Genomic DNA, 16,770 nt, shown 5'->3' on the forward strand with positions numbered 1-16,770 from the left:
AATAGAAGAGGTAAGGCCCCGACCTGCGGGGCCTATGGCTTATTGTCGCAGCAAGAACTTGAGATCGCTCGGGGCGTCGATCGCTAGTTTCTGCGTGGTTTTACCCAGCAGACCGGTCTTGGGATCGCGTTCGAGCACTACGATTTCGTTGCTTTTCTGGTTGGCAACCAGCAGGAAGTTGCCACTCGGGTCCAGACTGAACTCACGGGGATGATCGCCCTCGACGGAGCGACGCTGGATTTCGTTCAGTTGGGCAGTCCTCGGATCAATGCTGTAGACCAGCAACTGATTGGCAGTACCACGATTGCTCACATAGAGGAACTTGCCATCGCTGGACGCATGCAGCGCAGCGCCCGCCTTGTCCGATACCGGTTGCCCGGCAGCCATGTCCACCAACTGTCGCTGGGTCAGTTTGCCGTCCTGATAGTCGAACACGGCGATCTGCGCGCTCATTTCCATGGTCAGCCAGGCATGCTTGCCATCGGCGCTGAACAGCAAGTGACGCGGCCCGCTCCCTGGTGGCAGCTGCACAAAGGACGGCTCGGCCGGGGTCAACGGCAGCTCATGGTTGGCCTTGGGATCGTAATGGTAGACAAAGATCCTGTCCGCTCCCAGGTCATTGGCAAACACGTACTTGCCATCCGGCGACGACACCACCGAGTGCACATGATTGGACGCCTGGCGCTGCGGATTGACGCGGCTGGCCGGATGCCCGCTCAGTTGCACCGGGGCAGAAAGCTTGCCCTCGGCATCCACTGGCAGCACCGCCAGGCTGCCGCCCGGATCTTCGAGCACCGAATAGTTGGCAATGAACAGGTGACGCTCATCCTTGGCGCTGCTCGAATGTGTTGGTTCGTTGCCCAGGCTTTGTACCTGGTTGATCAAGGTCAGTTCAAAGGTTTGCGGGTTGAGTTCATAGCTGCTGACACGCCCCACGGGATCCTGCTGGCCCGGACCATTTTCATTGACTACATACACGCGCTTCTGATCCTTGGAGACAGTCAGCCAGGACGGATTCTGCGTTTGTGCGGCCAACACCGGCTGACCACTGAACCGACCGGAGCGGCTGTCGAATTTCAGGCGGTAGATACCTTCACTGGAGCCTGCGGTGTAACTACCCACCAATAACTCGTACGTCTGGGCCGGCGTCGCCTGCACAGACATCGCGCCGACGCTGCCCGCCATCAGCAGGGGCCAGAATTTACGCATCATCATCCGCTTGATCCTCATCGTTGTTATTGTCGCCCTTGATTGCGCTCAAGCAGACCAGGCGGTGCTCACCGTCTTCGTTGCCGATCAACCAGCTCTGCAGGCTTTCATCAAAGGTGGCGGCGTCCAGTTGCTCTGGACTGAATGTCCAACGCTTGAGGTCCCGGCCATCCATACTTTCTATCATCAAGTTTTTATCGAGAGTGAAGTCGAAGGCGTGCAGCCCATCGATAATCAGCATATCGCTGTTTCTCAGGGTGGTGGTCAGGTTGTTGGCAGTCATTACGTGGCAATCATCTTGAAGAGAAAGCGCCCATCATAGGCGACTTTTGTGCCAGCACCCAACGCGGTGGTAGCGGGCTAACGCATCAGCCGCCCAACGGAAAGTACTTTACGAGGGCATATCTTCCTCCTCGTAAAGGACTCCCCATGTCAAACACTCCAACAACGGTTACCAATCCTCTGAAACAAGCCGTTGAGGCTCAGTTTTCCACACGCCCGAACCTGCGTTCGGTCGTTATGCAAATGCTGGCCGATAACCTGAAAGAAAAATATCCAACACTGACGCATCCGGTCTCCGACCTGCGCCTGGCGCTACCGCGTGAGCGCGGTGGCCGCGACCTGCACCCACTGTTAACCGTAGCGCTGGAGCACCTGGCAGCCGGCAGCTTTCCCGATTTATCGTCGCGCCAGGGTATTGATGCGTACTTGAGTGATGCCTCCGGCAACCGATTGACTTTCCAGTCCAATGGTACGCATGACTACGATCTGACAGTCATCAGCAGCATCATTCACGAGCTGCCACTGATCCTGTTCATCGGTTATCAAGACGCGCTGACTGCCTACTGGGGCCAGGCAGGCGATGCTGGCGGCAGCCGCTGGCAGTGGCTGGCCGGCATATTGCAGGGCCAGTTGCGTACCTCGGCGATCCGTCAATCCGCCGCTGATACCCGCGCGTTGCAAAAACTCACAGCATTGGCTGACTACCCCGCCCGAGAAACCCGCAGCAACCGACCCTGGCCGGATAGCTCGATCCGCGCCTACATTCCGCAGGCTCGGTTGGTTCGCGGAAAAACCCGACTCACGCTGCAATCGAGCGATGTACTGGTCGTTGAGGGCAAGCAGGTGTTGCTCTGCTCCGTTGCGGGGCAGGTTCGACCTTATGCCGACCTGGACACCTTCGGTCAAGCATGGAGCCGAGACGTGGCCCAACGCTTCGTGGCCGATACCATTACCTGGCAGTTGTACGAACCCGACGGCAATATTTTCGAGGTGCAGGCGGCATTAGTCCTCAACCAGCAACTGGACGACCTCGCAGCGATAGAACTTCCTGGCACCAGGCCCCTGATCGAGCTGGAAAAGCTGTTTGAATCGATCACCGACGTGGCGCGCCACCTGGACCAGGCGCACCCCGTGCCCCGTGAAACTTTGTCCTCGATCCAGGACGCCCTGCCCAGTTGGTTGCGCAATGCATCCCCCAGCGACCGTTTCGCCTTGCGCCAATGCCTGCTCGAACAAGCCAGCGCCCGACGCCTCGCCGGCGGCAAAACCTGGCTGGAGGATCTGGAGGATATCCGTACCTATGCCGCCAGCCACTTGGACCATCAACTGTGCCTGGATCGTCACGACGCGCTTCATGGCAAGCGCGAGTGCAAAGAAGATGGCTTGAAGTACCGAGCGGACAAACTGGAACTGACGTTTCATGTCCCCGTGGGCACGCTGCAAAGCGGCTACGTTGAGCAAGTACGAATGAGTCTCGTCGACCTGGCCCTTAAAAATCTGTCAGGCCAGCCCGAGGGTCGCATGACCCTGCGCGACACCGATGATCAAGCCATTGAAGCCTGGTTGACGCCCGAATACGTACTGCAACTGGTTCAGCGCGTCAATATCGGCCGCAACTATCCAACCTATATCCGCGAGGCGCTGCTGGGCGAGACCGAGAATGCCGAACAGCGCAAACGCCAGTTCGTGGCCCAGCGCCCTGTGCAACTGAAGATCCAGGCGTTGGAGCACCAGATAAAAAACGAAGCGGGCCTGACTCAACGTGGCTTCCAATACATCCGTGCGGTGGTCGCAACCAACCACGCCGAGCGCCACGTAAACAACGATGAGATCGTCATGCGGCCCCTGGCCTTTCAACGCAGGCCCGGTGCCAAGGCGGACAAGGTGCTGAACATGTTCATCATCGAGCCTCGCAACGTGCAGTCCGGGCCACACCTGCTGTATCGCCCGGCGTATCGCCAGTCACTGCTGGAGTTTCCCAGCCGCGACAGGTTGCTGGCAGCCATCGTTAAACCGGGAGAGCTTCAGGACAGTGTGTTGGCTTGGCTCTCCGACAGTGCCAGGGCCGTCTACAGCAATGGTGGGTTTACCCAGCCGCATTACGTGCGCATAGGCGGCGTGGGCTCGGAGTTCGACCCACTACCCGAGGTGCCGAAACCTGCAACTTTGGCCGGTGCCAATGATGAGTGTGGCGACGAAATCCTGTTGGCGCTCGCCAACAACACACTATTGGAGTTTCTGTTTGTCAGCGAGGCACAGCAGTTGCTGGAACAGGCCGACCGCGAATCGACCTCCAATGCCGAAAGCCGTTGGGCCTTGATTCTGGAAGGCGCGCAACTGGGATTCAACACGTTGTTGATGCTGGTGCGTGGACCGTTGGCGACGGTAGGATGGTTTGTGCAACTGGTGCAAGGCCTGACGCAGGATTTGCCGGCGCTGGAAAGTAACGACCCGATTGCCCGGGAATTGGCATGGGTCGACTTGCTGCTCAATACGGCCATGGTGCTGGTACACAACGCCGTGAGTACCACCCAAGCGGAACGTCCCATAAGCGGGGACGACAGTCTCGACCGCGCACTTGCTCGTCTGCCCCTCAGGCGCCCCGTCGATCAAGCCGAGGGCCCACTCCCGTCGATCAAGCGAGGCGTATTCGGCGTGCCCTCCGAACCACCGGGCGGAGGCAGAACCTTGCTCGACTTCGATCGCTCCCTGGCCAGCGACAGCGCCGCCGCGCGCCTGCTGGAGAAACTCACGTCGGTCAACGTTCGCTGGCCCGTGCCCACGCCGCAACCTGTCGCAATAGGCCCGTGGATGGGGCTGTACAAGATCGACAACCGTTGGCACGCCGCTGTGGGAGGCCTGCTTTTTCAGGTCAAAATCGTTCCGGGCTTCAGCGAGGTGTATATCGTTCATCCTGAGAAACCGGACCATCCCGGGATCAAGCTCAAAACCGACGGCAGCGGTCACTGGACGTTGGACCGCGGGCTGAAACTATCAGGCGGAGGCCCCAAGCGCCTGCAAGCGCTACGGGAAGAGAACCGGCGCAAGACCGAGGAACTCGTTGCTCAGATGCAGGCGCTCTCCGCCGATATTGTCCCCCGCATGGAGGCGTATACGGCCTCTGCGGAACAGATGACCAGCGTACGGGATGACCTGAAGAAAAAAGCCACTGAACTCTCATTGATCTGGAAACTCCTGCAAAAAGTCAGCAATGACAAAAGGCCCGCCCTGGAAGCGCGACACCTCCAGGCAATGCAGGCTTACTCAACACTGCGGGTCCAGTACGAGATTTTGCTGGAGAATCTGAAAAAGCAGTTTGAACCTACAATGGCGGTACGCCTGGAACTGGTCGAAGTCGGTAAGGCGTTGAAAAAATTCGCAGGCGCCGGGGCGCACGTCCAAGAGCTGCCAAAGATACTGAAAACGATTTTCGACCAGCAGACAGCCCTTCACATCTATGAGGCTACGTGGGTCAGGACGCTCTTTATGACGCTTACCGGGGAGCCCATGACCGCCCTGAGCGAACGCATGTACATCGGTAAGCTATTTGGCGACTCTGTGCTCTATAACGAGTATGTCACCAGGGCCGTTGAACTCGCCGATGGCATAGAACGCCTTGCAGGCATCACCCAGGCAATGCTGAACACCCTCGATCAGTTGGAACAGGTTTCAGCAGGCGGGCGTGGCGTACGCCAGGAACTCTTGAAAGATATCGTCTATCCACAAGCCTTCTTTCCTGAAAACCTGAAACTGCGCACCTTGATCCCACTCTCTTGGGCCACAGTGGTGATAGACAGTTCTCTACCGTCGCAAGAATCATTTTACGTCAAGCGCATGGACCAGGCCGACCTGGGCAATACCGCGTTTTCACACATCGAAGTGCGCAGCAGCGCAGACTACTCGCTTGCCGAGCAACGTGACGTATACGAGAGCGTTCTCGATAAATATCGTCAATACGAGAGCGCCCTCCTCGCCCTCAGGACCCTTAACCCGAACCGGCTCAACCCCGTTAGCGAGCGGCTGCTGGAAGGTCTCCAGTACGCGCGCAAGTTGGCAACAGACGAACTGGAGACGGTAGTGCGCGCCCAGGAACAATTGCAGGTGCAGTTGCCATTGTCTAAAGACCTGCGTCCCAAGGCGCCGACAAAGCGAGTGTTCAAGACCCAGCACAAGCACTATCTTATTGGCGACCTCAAGCCTGCCAGCGCGGCATCAGGGGGCGAGCACTATGAAATTGTCGACCAACTCAGCGGAAATACCATCGCCTCCTTCGAACAGCGCGCAGACGGCTGGGCAAGCACCCTGGAACCGCTCGAACTGCCTGCGCCTGGGCCAACCGCGACGCGCCCACTGACGATGCTGAAAACCCTTGGCCAAGGACTGGTCAAGGAGCGTGTCGATGTTCAACGGGTGATCGAAGCCCAACAGCCATTGCTGGCTTCACCCGCGACCCAAGAGTCGATCGACCCCGGCAACTGGGATAAATCGCTTACCGGGCTAGCCACCAAACTTACCGAGATTGCCGACGAAATCGCACGCGGGCATCTCGACAAGCCCTCGGCGAAAGGCTTGGTCGACGAGTTCCGCGCCCAGGCCCGGGACATGCAGCGCGAGGCCCAGCGAGTCTGTAGCGCCGCGTACAAACAGCAATGGCCGACTCAGGAAAGCCTCGACTATCTATGGCGCCATGGTGAAATCGATATCAACCTGACAAGCCGCGCAGACCCGCAACGGCCAACCCTCAGTGGCGACTTCTTTACCGAGTACGCCGTGTACGACAAGGCACAGAAACCGCCTGTGGTGCTGTGGTATGCACACTTTCACTATGCAACGGCCGATGCTTCACCGAGCGACTACACCCGGGCGCATCTGAAACTGGCTGCACAACGCAAATACACGCAAAAGGATTTGCTCAAGGCGCACGTCCAGGCGTCTTTGCGTGAGCAACAGGTGCCTGGCGCCGAGCCGGTCAGGAAGATCCTCTACACATTGATAACAGCGCCTGTGGATCAACTGTTCCTGACCATCGCACCAGCCTCCGGCCCGCGCTGACAAGTCGCCCAAAACGCAAGCACCCGATGTTTGGCATCGGGCGCTTGCCGATACGCTCGGCTCAGTGGGCAAACAACGAGTTGCCCTTCTGCCCCGCCAGCTTCTCGGGCTTGATCAGGAACCGTGCCAGCGCAGGCAGCAGCCACAGTGCGCCGAACATGTTCCAGAGCAACATGAAGGTGAGCATCAGGCCCATGTCGGCCTGGAACTTGATCGCCGAGAAGATCCAGGTGCACACGCCGATGGCCAGGCACAGGCCAGTGAACAGCACCGCTTTACCGGTGGATTTCAGCGTCTGGTAGTAAGCCTCCTGCAACGGCAGGCCGGCACGCAGGAAGCTTTCCAGGCGGCTGTAGATGTAAATGCCGTAGTCCACGCCAATCCCCACGCCCAGCGCCACCACCGGCAAGGTCGCGACCTTCACACCAATGCCCATGAACGCCATCAGCGCGTTGCCCAGCACCGAGGTCAGCACCAGCGGCAAGACGATGCACAAGGTCGCCGCCCAGGAACGGAAGGTGATCATGCACATAGTAGCCACACACAGGTACACCAGCAGCAGGATGATCAACTCCGACTCCTTGATCACCTCATTGGTGGCCGCTTCGATACCGGCGTTACCAGCGGCGAGGATAAATTCCAAGCCGTCCTTGTTGTTCTCCTTGGCGAACTCCTGCACCGCATGTACGGCGCGGTCAAGGGTTTCGGCCTTGTGATCGTTGAGGAACACCAGTACCGGCGCGACGGAACAGCTGTTGTTGTACAAGCCATCGGCGCGGGCGATCGAGCTGTTGAGTACATCCGGGTTGCGCGACAGGGTTTCCCACTTCAGGTTGCCCTCGTTCATGCCCTTGATCATCTGCTTGGACACGGTCACCAGGGAAATCGCCGATTGCACACCCTCGGTGTTCTGCATCTTCCACATCAACTGGTCGATAGGCGCCATCGTTTCATAGCGCGAGCAACCTTCGGCCTTGGTCTTGACCATCACCACCAGCACGTCGGAACTGGTGGAGTAATTGCTGATGATAAAGTTGTTGTCCTTGTTGTAGCGCGAGTCGGGACGCAACTCCGGCGCGCCCTGGTCGAGGTCGCCGATCTTCAGGTTCTGGCTGTACCAGAGGCCGCCACCAAAGGCGACCAGCGCAAGAAACACCGAGACGGGTGCCACTTTGGGGCTGGCGAACTTGGACAACAAGCGCCAGAAGGCATGCTCGCGGTTCGCGTCCCTTTTGCTACGTTCAATGGAGCGTTTGCTGATGCCTACGTAGGAAATCGCGACCGGCAGCAGAATCAGGTTGGTAAATACAATCACCGCCACGCCAATGGAAGCGCCGATGGCCAACTCGCGGATCACCCCGATATCGATGATCAGCAGGGTGATAAAGCCCACGGCATCGGCCAGGATCGCGATCATCCCCGGCAGGAACAATTGGCGGAAAGTACGGCGCGCAGCCGTCAGCGCGTTGTCGGCATCACTGGATTGCAGGGCGATACCGTTGATTTTCTGCACGCCGTGGGAAATACCGATGGCGAAGATCAGGAACGGCACCAGCATCGAATAGGGGTCCAACCCAAAGCCCACTGCGTGCATCAGGCCCAGTTGCCAGACTACCGCCACCAGGGTGGTGATCAACACCGCGATGGTGCTGCGGATACACCAGGTGAACCAGTACAGCAGCACCAGCGTAATGACGAACGCGATGCCGAAGAACAGGACCACCATGATCAGGCCATCGATCAGGTCGCCGACTTTCTTGGCGAAACCAACGATATGGATCTTCACATCAGGGTTCTGCGCTTCGAACTTGTCGCGGATCTTTTCTTCAAGTTCGTGGGAAAATTTCTGGTAGTCCAGGGCTAACAATTTGCCCTGGTCCTGCGGGTCCGGATACGACTCCAGCAGCGGAATGTCGACGATGCTCGACTTGAAATTATTCGCAACCAGCCGCCCTACTTGCCCGGACTTGAGTACGTTGTTGCGCAGTTGATCGAGGCTCTCCGGCGAGCCATCGTAGCTCTGGGGGATTACTTCACCACCGGCAAACCCCTCTTCGGTCACCTCTGTCCAACGTACGCTGGGGCTCCACAAGGACTTGAGGCCAGAGCGGTCGACGCCAGAGATGTAGAACACTTCGTCATTGATCTGACGCAGGGTCTCCATGTACTCCTTGCTGAAGATATCGCCGTCCTTGGCCTCTACCGAGATGCGTACCGTGTTGCCCAGGTTCGCCAGGTCATTGCGGTGCTCCATCATCTTTACAATGAAGGGATGATCGAGGGGGATCATTTTTTCGAAGCTGGTAGAAGGCCGGATCAACGTCGCTTGCCAGAACAGGAAGATGCTGACCACCAGGCAGATGACAATCACTGCCGGGCGGTTATTGAAAATCAGGCGTTCCAGAAACGTCGCCTTGTCGTTGTGATGACTACTCATGTAGATCCCCGCCTTCTTATTATTGTGCCTTGGCTTACTTGATCAGCTCAGTGCCGGTTGGACCGGCAACGCGAACACCGCCCTGCCCCACCAGAATCAAGTTGCCATTGCCTGCCGCCGTCACCGCCGACAACGAAATACGGTCCGCGCGGTTGTACACGCTGAAAGTCACGCCGTCGTCTTGGCTCACCACCACGCTGCCGCCGTGACCCACCACCACCAGTGAGCCATCGCCCATCAGTGTCGCGCCCGACAGGCCGAACTCCAGGGCGCCACGGGCAGCCTTCAGCTCCACCGGGGTCCAGGTATCACCGAAATCGGTGGAACGATAAAGATTGCCGCGCAGGCCGTAGGCCAACAGGGTCCTGGGCTGAGCAGTACCGATAACGCCAAACAGCGAGCCCTCGTAAGGGCCTTCGAGTTTTTCCCAGGTTTGCCCGTCGTCGCTGGAACGAAACATGCTGCCCTGCTCACCGACGATAAACAGGCCGGCGTCTTTTACCCGGGCGATGGCGTTGAGGTGGTATTGGTCTTCGTTGTCCAGGCGATCGCTGATGTCCTGCCAGGTTTTGCCGGCGTCCGTGGTCTCGATCAGCGCACCGTAGGCGCCAACGGCGAACCCGTGATTGGCGTCGTTGAACAGGATGTCCAGCAACGGCGCTTCGCGCTTGAGGTCCTGGAATTGTTGGGTCCAGGTTGCACCACCATCAGCACTGGCGAGAATTTGCGCATCATGTCCGACGGCCCAGCCACGCTGGTCATCGACGAAATACACCGCTGTGAGCAATTGCCGGGTGGGCACCTTGGCCTGGGTCCAATGGGCACCCTGATCATCGGAATAGAGAATATGCCCGCGATCACCCACCGCAACCAGGCGTTTGCCGGCGTGGACGACGTCGATCATCAGGCTTTTTTCGGCCATGGCCGACTCAATAGCAGACACTGACGCAACGGTGCCGGTTGTGGCCTGGGCGATTGTCGAAAAGACACCAGCCCCCATCAGCGAGAGCGCTGTGACCAGCACCGCGACTTTGCGCGACGCTCGCGGGCGGTAAAAACCCACACCCATGACAGGCTCACTCATAGACCTTTCTCCCATTTATTATTGTTAGGTCGTATCGCCTTCCCGGGCTCTCAAGGGCCAGAACACTGTCCTGAAACCTGCAACCTAGAGCCACTTCTTGAGGCAGGGCCATCCTATCGGGCTTTCGAATCGTCTGACAATCAGCGCTACGTTATGTTTTGTTAACTGAAGGCCAATTGCCCATTGGCTGAATATAGCTGCATTCGCCAAAGTAATGAGTGGGCACTGCGCGCAAACGATTTTTTATTCTATCTATTGAATTTTGGCAATTTTTATTCCATTAATTCGCATCCTGAAAACAACAATTCAAAAGGACCATCGTTATGCGAGAACTCGGAGTCGGTCTGATCGGCACAGGCTTCATGGGCCGCGCCCACGCGCTGGCGTTCAACAATGCCCGAGCAGTGTTTGAATTGCCGTTCGACCTGAAGCTGGCGGCCCTGGCCGACGCCGATACCGAACGCGCTCAACGCTGCGCTTGGGCCTGGGGGTTTGCCACCGCCCATGGCGACTGGCAAACGTTGATCAACGACCCCAAGGTCGACGTTGTAGCGATCACCACACCCAACCATCTGCACTACCCCATGGCCATGGCGGCGATTGCGGCAGGCAAGGCGGTGTATTGCGAAAAGCCATTGGCCGTCAGCCTGGAACAGGCCGATGCCATGCGCCGCGCCGCCAGCGCAGCCGGGGTGGTGACCCGGGTCGGCTACAACTACCAGCACAACCCGATTATCGACCTGGCCCGGCAACTGATCGAAAGCGGCGAGTTGGGGCAGATCATCAGTTTCCAGGGCGAATTCAGCGAAGACTTCATGGCCAACCCCGTTTCGCCCTGGTCGTGGCGTTGCGAGGCGGAACATGCCGGTGGCGCACTGGCGGACCTGGGCAGCCATCTACTGTCCATGGCCAGGTTCCTGGTGGGTGATGTGCAAAGCGTCTGCGCCGATACCCAGACCGTTCACACCCAACGCCCTGCCAGCCCGGGCAGCACCGAAATGCGCTCGATCGTGGTGGACGATCAGGTCCACGCCTTGCTGCGCTTTGCCAACGGAGCACGTGGTACCGTCAGCAGCAGTTGGCTCAAGCGCGGCTACAAGAATCACCTGAACTTCGAGATCAGCGGCACACACGGGACGCTGGCCTTCGATCAGGAACGCTTGAATGAACTGCGCCTGTGTCGCGCCGGCGAAGACAGTTTCCAACGATTGCTCGCAGGCCCTGCTCAGCCTGGCTACGCGGCGTTCAGCCCCGCAGCCGGGCATCAGTTGGGGTACAACGAGTTGAAGACGCTGGAAGTGCAGGAGCTGATCATGGCCCTGGCGGGTCAGGGATCGACCGGCACAGACTTTACCGCAGCGTGGGAAGTGGAGCGGTTGGCCACGGCAATTCGGGTTGCTGCGCGTGAAGAACGCTGGGTTCAGGTAAGTGAGATGTAAAGGGGCTTCCTTGGCGAGGCTGCGATAGCGGAGTGTCAGGCAACGTAGATGCCGGCAGTACCGCCGTCATCGTAGCCTCGCTTGCGCTCGACAACTCCCACCTTTGATCTTGGCCATCCTCAAAACGCCAACTTGAACCCGATCAACCCCAACATTACCGCCAGACACGGGCGCAACAATTCATCCGAAACCCTGCCGGACATGTGGCTGCCCACATAAATCCCCGGCAGCGAGCCCATCAGCAAGAACCCCAGTAACTGCCAGTCCATGTTGCCCATGCTCGCATGGCCAAGGCCGGCGACCAGCGTCAACGGGACTGCGTGCGCAATTTCGGTGCCCACCAGGCGTCTGGTGGCCAAAAACGGATAAAGGATAAACAACGCCACCGTGCCCAGCGCGCCGGCACCGATGGACGTCAGCGCCACCATGGTGCCTAGGATCGCCCCGGTGAATACAGTCAACCCGTTCAGGTTACGCGGGTTCATGTGGTAGTGATCACCAGCGTGACGCTGAGCGAACGCCAGCAGCTTTTTCTTGAACAAAATCGCCAAGGCCGTCAGCAGCAACACCACGCCCAATGCCTGCCTGATCACCTCATTCAGGGCGCTGGGATCAGTGTGCAGGCTTTTGAGAAACCATAGCGTCAGCAACACCGCCGGGACGCTGCCCAGGGTCAGCCAGCCGGTGATGGTCCAGTCAATGTTCTTGTTCTTGCCGTGGACCAGCACCCCGCCGGCCTTGGTAATGGCGGCGTACAACAAGTCAGTGCCCACGGCCGTCGCCGGGTTGATGCCAAACCACAACAGGATAGGCGTCATCAACGAGCCCCCACCAACGCCGGTCATACCGACGATAAAACCAACAATCAGGCCCGCCACCACAAAACCAAAATTACCTACATCCATTGCAACTACCTGCGGCCTTATAGATTTCTGGCGGCAGCATAGCGATTTTTCTTATAACTACTTATACCGATACGATCTGACTTTATTCCTTTTTTTACTGACTTCCGTCCGCTGGCGAAAACCATCAACTTCAAACAACCGTCAAACCTGTCAACTTTCACAGTAGCGAGCTTGCTTGATTCAGGGGCAACCTGCCCATGCTTTTATTCTCATGCAGAGCTAGGTGCCGAATCTCTCTTTTGGATTGTTCACGGAAGAAAATCATGCTGACACGCCGCCATTTTTTGACACTTGCATCACTGGGAGTGGCGTGGGCTTCATCAGGTATAAAAAACCAGTCGATTGCAGATGAACGCCCCATGATGGGCGCGCCTGCCCCCTTCTCATTTGAAGGCTTGATTGAACTGACGCAAGCCACGGCACAGCGACCTTACCTCTATCCATCGACAGCCTTGGCGGGGGTGCTGTCGAAAATTGACTATGACGCCCACGCTAAAATCATGTTCGATCCAAAACGAGCTCTTTTCGCCACAGGGCTGGGGCGATATCCGATTACCTTCGTGCATCTGGGAAATTTTTTCCGGGTGCCGGTAAAGATGTACGTTATTACAAATGGCGTTGCCCAAGAGTTCAATTACGACGCGGCCTACTTCGACAAGCCTTCCGATAGCCCTGCCCACTCCCTGCCACCTGGGAGTGGGTTTGCAGGTTTTCGCCTGCAGGAAAGTCGTGTCGGCAATCAAAAGACGCTAAATTGGAAGCACAACGATTGGGTGGGTTTTATGGGGGCCTCGTATTTTCGTGCAATCGGCGAGCTTTACCAATACGGCCTCTCAGCGCGGGGCATTGCGCTGGATGTAGCGCACGCGACCGGTAAGCCCGAAGAGTTTCCTGACTTCACGCACTTCTGGTTCGAGACACCCAAGGATGATAACAATCGGGGCGTTACGCTTTACGCCTTGCTTGATGGCCCGAGCATCTGTGGCGCCTATCGTTTCGTGATCAGTCGCACCAAAGGTGTGGTCATGGATATCGACAGCGTCTTGTTTTTGCGCAGGAGTGTGAGTCGTTTTGGTGTTGCGCCCCTCACCTCGATGTATTGGTTCAGTGAGAAGGCCAAGCCCACCGCCGCCGATTGGCGCCCCGAAGTGCATGACTCCGACGGGCTGGCCCTTTGGACTGGAAGTGGTGAGCGCATCTGGCGTCCCTTGAACAACCCCCCGCGCACCATGGCTTCGGCATTCGGCGACAATAACCCCAAGGGATTCGGGCTGCAGCAACGGGATAGAGATTTCAACCACTATCTGGAAGGCGTGCATTACGAGCGGCGCCCCAACCTGTGGGTCGAACCTCTCGGTGATTGGGGAGAAGGCAGCGTGCAGTTAGTGGAAATCCCTACCGACGACGAAATCCACGACAACATCGTTGCCATGTGGGTCCCCAAGAAGCCTGCCGAAGCTGGCGATATTTACCGCCTACGGTACCGACTGCATTGGCTGGCAGACGAGCCCTACCCCTCTGAGTTGGCTCGTTGTGTCGCTACTCGCTTGGGCAATGGAGGACAGCAAGGCAAACCACGACCCAAAGGGGTACGCAAGTTCAGCGTAGAATTCAAAGGTAAGTCATTGGAAAACCTGCCCAAGGGAATACAACCGCAGGCGGTACTTTCCGCGTCAAGAGGGACTTTCTCACTGGTATTTACCGAAGTTGTGCCCCATGGTGTGGCGGGTCACTGGCGTGTTCAATTTGACTTGATTGTCGATGGCAAGGACCCGGTGGAGCTTCGTCTGTTTTTACGCTTGGAAAACGAGACGCTATCTGAAACCTGGCTGTATCAATACCACCCATTTCAGTCCAGCTCCGGCGCTATCGCCCTACCTTCCTGAGCTCGGTGTATCAGGTTGATTAATTAACCGCACGAGCCACTGGTGCTGGATTTAATCACCCACACCCGCCATCCTCCACGCTTTAGCCGCCTTATCAGCGGCGCTGGACGCTCTAAGGAATTTTTCATGCACGACCAAGCCCTCGCCCCTGCCGATTTCGAGTTCATCGAAGAAGTCCTGTTGAAGTACGGCGAAGATCATTCAGTGTTGAACCTGGCCGAGCTCGATGGTTACTTCACCGCGCTGGTTTCGTCCCCAACACAGGTCGACGTAAGCGAATGGTTCCCTGCGATCTGGGGTGGGCGGAATCCTGAGTGGGAACAGATAGACGAAGCCCAACGATTCCTCGAACTGTGCATACGCCACACGAACACTCTCGCCAGTCAACTAGCGCTGGACGCCGAAAGCTTCAAGGCGCGCTTCGAAGAAACCGAGCATCAGGGACGAGCGCTGACCCTGGCTGAAGAATGGTGCTTTGGCTATATCCGTGGCGCGGCCATAGGTAAGTGGCCAGCCCTGCCCGCCGAGCAGGCCGCCCAACTGGAAACCATCTCCTGGTGCGCCGAACAGGACAACTTCGAATTGCCAGCGGACCTGGATGTGCAAGCCCACCAACAACGCGTGGCAGCCATCGAGCCAGCAGCCAGGGCCTTGCACGATTATTGGGCAAGCAAGCGCTGATACAGCGGCGCTCCCACGGCATTTGACCATACCCTGTGGTTTGGTCGATTATTCGTTTCCGCCAGCCGGCCACTCCCAGCCACTCCAGCCTTATCAGGAGCCTTGTCCCTTGAGTTCGCAGAAAACCGTGACCGTTACGCCGCCTAATTTTCCATTGAACGGCAAGGTAGCACCGCCCGGCTCCAAATCCATTACCAACCGTGCCCTGTTACTCGCGGCCCTGGCCAAAGGCACCAGTCGCCTGAGTGGGGCGCTTAAAAGCGACGACACCCGGCATATGTCCGTGGCATTGCGGCAGATGGGCGTGGTCATTGACGAGCCGGATGACGTGACCTTTGTCGTGACCGGTCAAGGCCAGTTGCAATTGCCGAAACAACCGCTGTTTTTGGGCAATGCCGGCACCGCGATGCGTTTTCTCACGGCAGCGGTTGCGACGGTGCAAGGCACTGTAGTGCTCGATGGCGACACGTACATGCACAAGCGCCCTATCGGCCCGCTGCTGGAAACCCTGGGCCAGAACGGTATCCAGGTGGATAGCCCAAGCGGTTGCCCCCCGGTGACAGTGCATGGCACCGGGCGAGTCCACGCCAGGCGTTTCGAGATCGACGGCGGCCTGTCGAGCCAATACGTCTCGGCCCTGTTGATGCTCGCCGCCTGTGGCGAAAAACCCATTGAAGTAGCGCTGACCGGTAAAGATATCGGTGCCCGTGGTTACGTCGACCTGACATTGGACTGCATGCGCGCGTTCGGTGCCCAGGTGGAGGTGGTTGACGACAGCACCTGGCGCGTAGCGCCTACCGGCTACAGCGCCCACGACTATCAGATCGAACCCGATGCCTCCGCCGCAACCTACCTCTGGGCCGCAGAAGTGCTCACTGGCGGCAAGATCGACCTGGGCGTAGCCCCGCAAGATTTCACCCAGCCCGATGCCAAGGCCCAGGCGGTGATTGCACAGTTCCCGAACATGCAATCCATCGTCGTTGGTTCGCAAATGCAGGACGCCATTCCAACCCTCGCGGTGCTTGCCGCCTTCAACAACACCCCGGTGCGTTTCACGGAGCTGGCCAACCTGCGGGTCAAGGAATGCGACCGGGTCCAGGCCCTGCACGACGGACTCAACGAAATCCGTCCGGGCCTGGCGCACATCGAAGGCGACGATCTGCTGGTGGCCAGTGATCCGACACTCGCGGGCAGCTCGTGCAACGCGTCGATCGACACCCACGCCGACCACCGCATTGCCATGTGCTTTGCCTTGGCAGGCCTGAAAATCTCGGGGATCAGAATCCAGGACCCCGATTGCGTGGGCAAGACCTATCCTGAGTACTGGAACGCCTTGGGCAGCCTCGGCGTACAGCTCAGCTACTGAGTCACAGCGCCAACGTGGGGAGGGAGTGATCATGACAATTCGCCAACCCTGCCCACCTGCTGTCTGTGACTGCGAACGCCGGCAACTGCTCGAGGTCGCGAACGCAGACCAGCGCATCCTGCAACTGACCCGCCAGGAAGAAAAGCGCTTGCTGGAGCGCCTGGAAAACGTGCAGAGCCTGGCGGACCTTGAGCGGATGCAGCAACTGATGCACCAGCAACTGGGTATCCGGGTACACATCGCACCCGGTCACACCGAAGTCAAAAGCATGCGCGGAATTCAAATCGTTATCGACGAATTGCCAGGGCTATGCCGCAAGACCCGGCAATCGATTCCGTCGGCAATCCGCAAAGGCCTGGAGAACCGCCCGGAAATCGCCTATCGCTTGCTGGATGCCCATGACCTGTTCAGAGACGCCTGATCTGCGGC

At 58.2% G+C, this 16,770-nt stretch carries 11 protein-coding genes; 6 read left to right on the forward strand and 5 right to left on the reverse strand.

The genetic code is table 11. From position 1 onward, the window contains the following. Positions 1-39 precede the first annotated feature (39 nt). Both OQ460_RS12730 and OQ460_RS12735 read right to left on the reverse strand, forming a co-directional pair. On the reverse strand, positions 40-1,215 hold the full coding sequence (locus OQ460_RS12730; protein ID WP_410017844.1) for a lactonase family protein: 1,176 nt from the start codon (positions 1,213-1,215) through the stop codon (positions 40-42). Further along, a complete protein-coding gene (locus tag OQ460_RS12735) occupies positions 1,202-1,492 on the reverse strand; it encodes a DUF5629 family protein (protein ID WP_410017845.1) in 291 nt (96 codons plus the stop codon). The genes OQ460_RS12730 and OQ460_RS12735 overlap by 14 nt, the downstream gene beginning before the upstream one ends. A gap of 146 nt (positions 1,493-1,638) precedes the next feature. Between OQ460_RS12735 and OQ460_RS12740 the strand changes: the two genes are divergently transcribed. Next, positions 1,639-6,543 carry a dermonecrotic toxin domain-containing protein gene (locus OQ460_RS12740; RefSeq protein WP_410017846.1) on the forward strand — a complete coding sequence of 1,635 codons (4,905 nt, stop codon included), beginning with the start codon at positions 1,639-1,641 and terminating at the stop codon, positions 6,541-6,543. Positions 6,544-6,604: 61 nt separating this feature from the next. On the opposite strand, the gene OQ460_RS12745 is transcribed toward OQ460_RS12740, so the two are convergent. Together OQ460_RS12745 and OQ460_RS12750 are read right to left on the reverse strand one after the other, a co-directional pair. Then, positions 6,605-8,980 (reverse strand): efflux RND transporter permease subunit, encoded by a 2,376-nt coding sequence (locus OQ460_RS12745; RefSeq protein ID WP_410017847.1) that lies wholly within the window; start codon positions 8,978-8,980, stop codon positions 6,605-6,607. Between the two features lie 34 nt (positions 8,981-9,014). After that, positions 9,015-10,049, reverse strand: coding sequence for a WD40/YVTN/BNR-like repeat-containing protein (locus tag OQ460_RS12750; RefSeq protein ID WP_410021995.1), 1,035 nt, complete (start codon positions 10,047-10,049; stop codon positions 9,015-9,017). Between the two features lie 338 nt (positions 10,050-10,387). On the opposite strand from OQ460_RS12750, the gene OQ460_RS12755 reads away from it, so the two are divergent. Continuing rightward, on the forward strand, positions 10,388-11,503 hold the full coding sequence (locus OQ460_RS12755; protein WP_410017848.1) for a Gfo/Idh/MocA family protein: 1,116 nt from the start codon (positions 10,388-10,390) through the stop codon (positions 11,501-11,503). A gap of 119 nt (positions 11,504-11,622) precedes the next feature. Here OQ460_RS12755 and OQ460_RS12760 read toward each other — a convergent pair whose 3' ends face one another. Further along, on the reverse strand, positions 11,623-12,408 hold the full coding sequence (locus OQ460_RS12760) for a sulfite exporter TauE/SafE family protein (protein ID WP_410017849.1): 786 nt from the start codon (positions 12,406-12,408) through the stop codon (positions 11,623-11,625). 362 nt (positions 12,409-12,770) lie between these two features. Here OQ460_RS12760 and OQ460_RS12765 point away from each other — a divergent pair, with 362 nt between their 5' ends. From OQ460_RS12765 to OQ460_RS12780, 4 genes are all read left to right on the forward strand, one after another. Next, positions 12,771-14,294 carry a glucan biosynthesis protein gene (locus tag OQ460_RS12765; RefSeq protein ID WP_410021996.1) on the forward strand — a complete coding sequence of 508 codons (1,524 nt, stop codon included), beginning with the start codon at positions 12,771-12,773 and terminating at the stop codon, positions 14,292-14,294. 126 nt (positions 14,295-14,420) lie between these two features. After that, positions 14,421-14,975: a UPF0149 family protein gene (locus tag OQ460_RS12770; RefSeq protein WP_410017850.1), complete on the forward strand. Its 555-nt coding sequence runs from the start codon at positions 14,421-14,423 to the stop codon at positions 14,973-14,975. Positions 14,976-15,084: 109 nt separating this feature from the next. After that, on the forward strand, positions 15,085-16,341 hold the full coding sequence (gene aroA, locus OQ460_RS12775) for a 3-phosphoshikimate 1-carboxyvinyltransferase (RefSeq protein ID WP_410017851.1): 1,257 nt from the start codon (positions 15,085-15,087) through the stop codon (positions 16,339-16,341). Positions 16,342-16,372: 31 nt separating this feature from the next. After that, positions 16,373-16,762 (forward strand): hypothetical protein, encoded by a 390-nt coding sequence (locus OQ460_RS12780; RefSeq protein ID WP_410017852.1) that lies wholly within the window; start codon positions 16,373-16,375, stop codon positions 16,760-16,762. Positions 16,763-16,770: the final 8 nt, after the last annotated feature.

This window comes from Pseudomonas imrae (assembly GCF_046352735.2).
In the GTDB taxonomy this organism is placed as follows: domain Bacteria; phylum Pseudomonadota; class Gammaproteobacteria; order Pseudomonadales; family Pseudomonadaceae; genus Aquipseudomonas; species Aquipseudomonas imrae.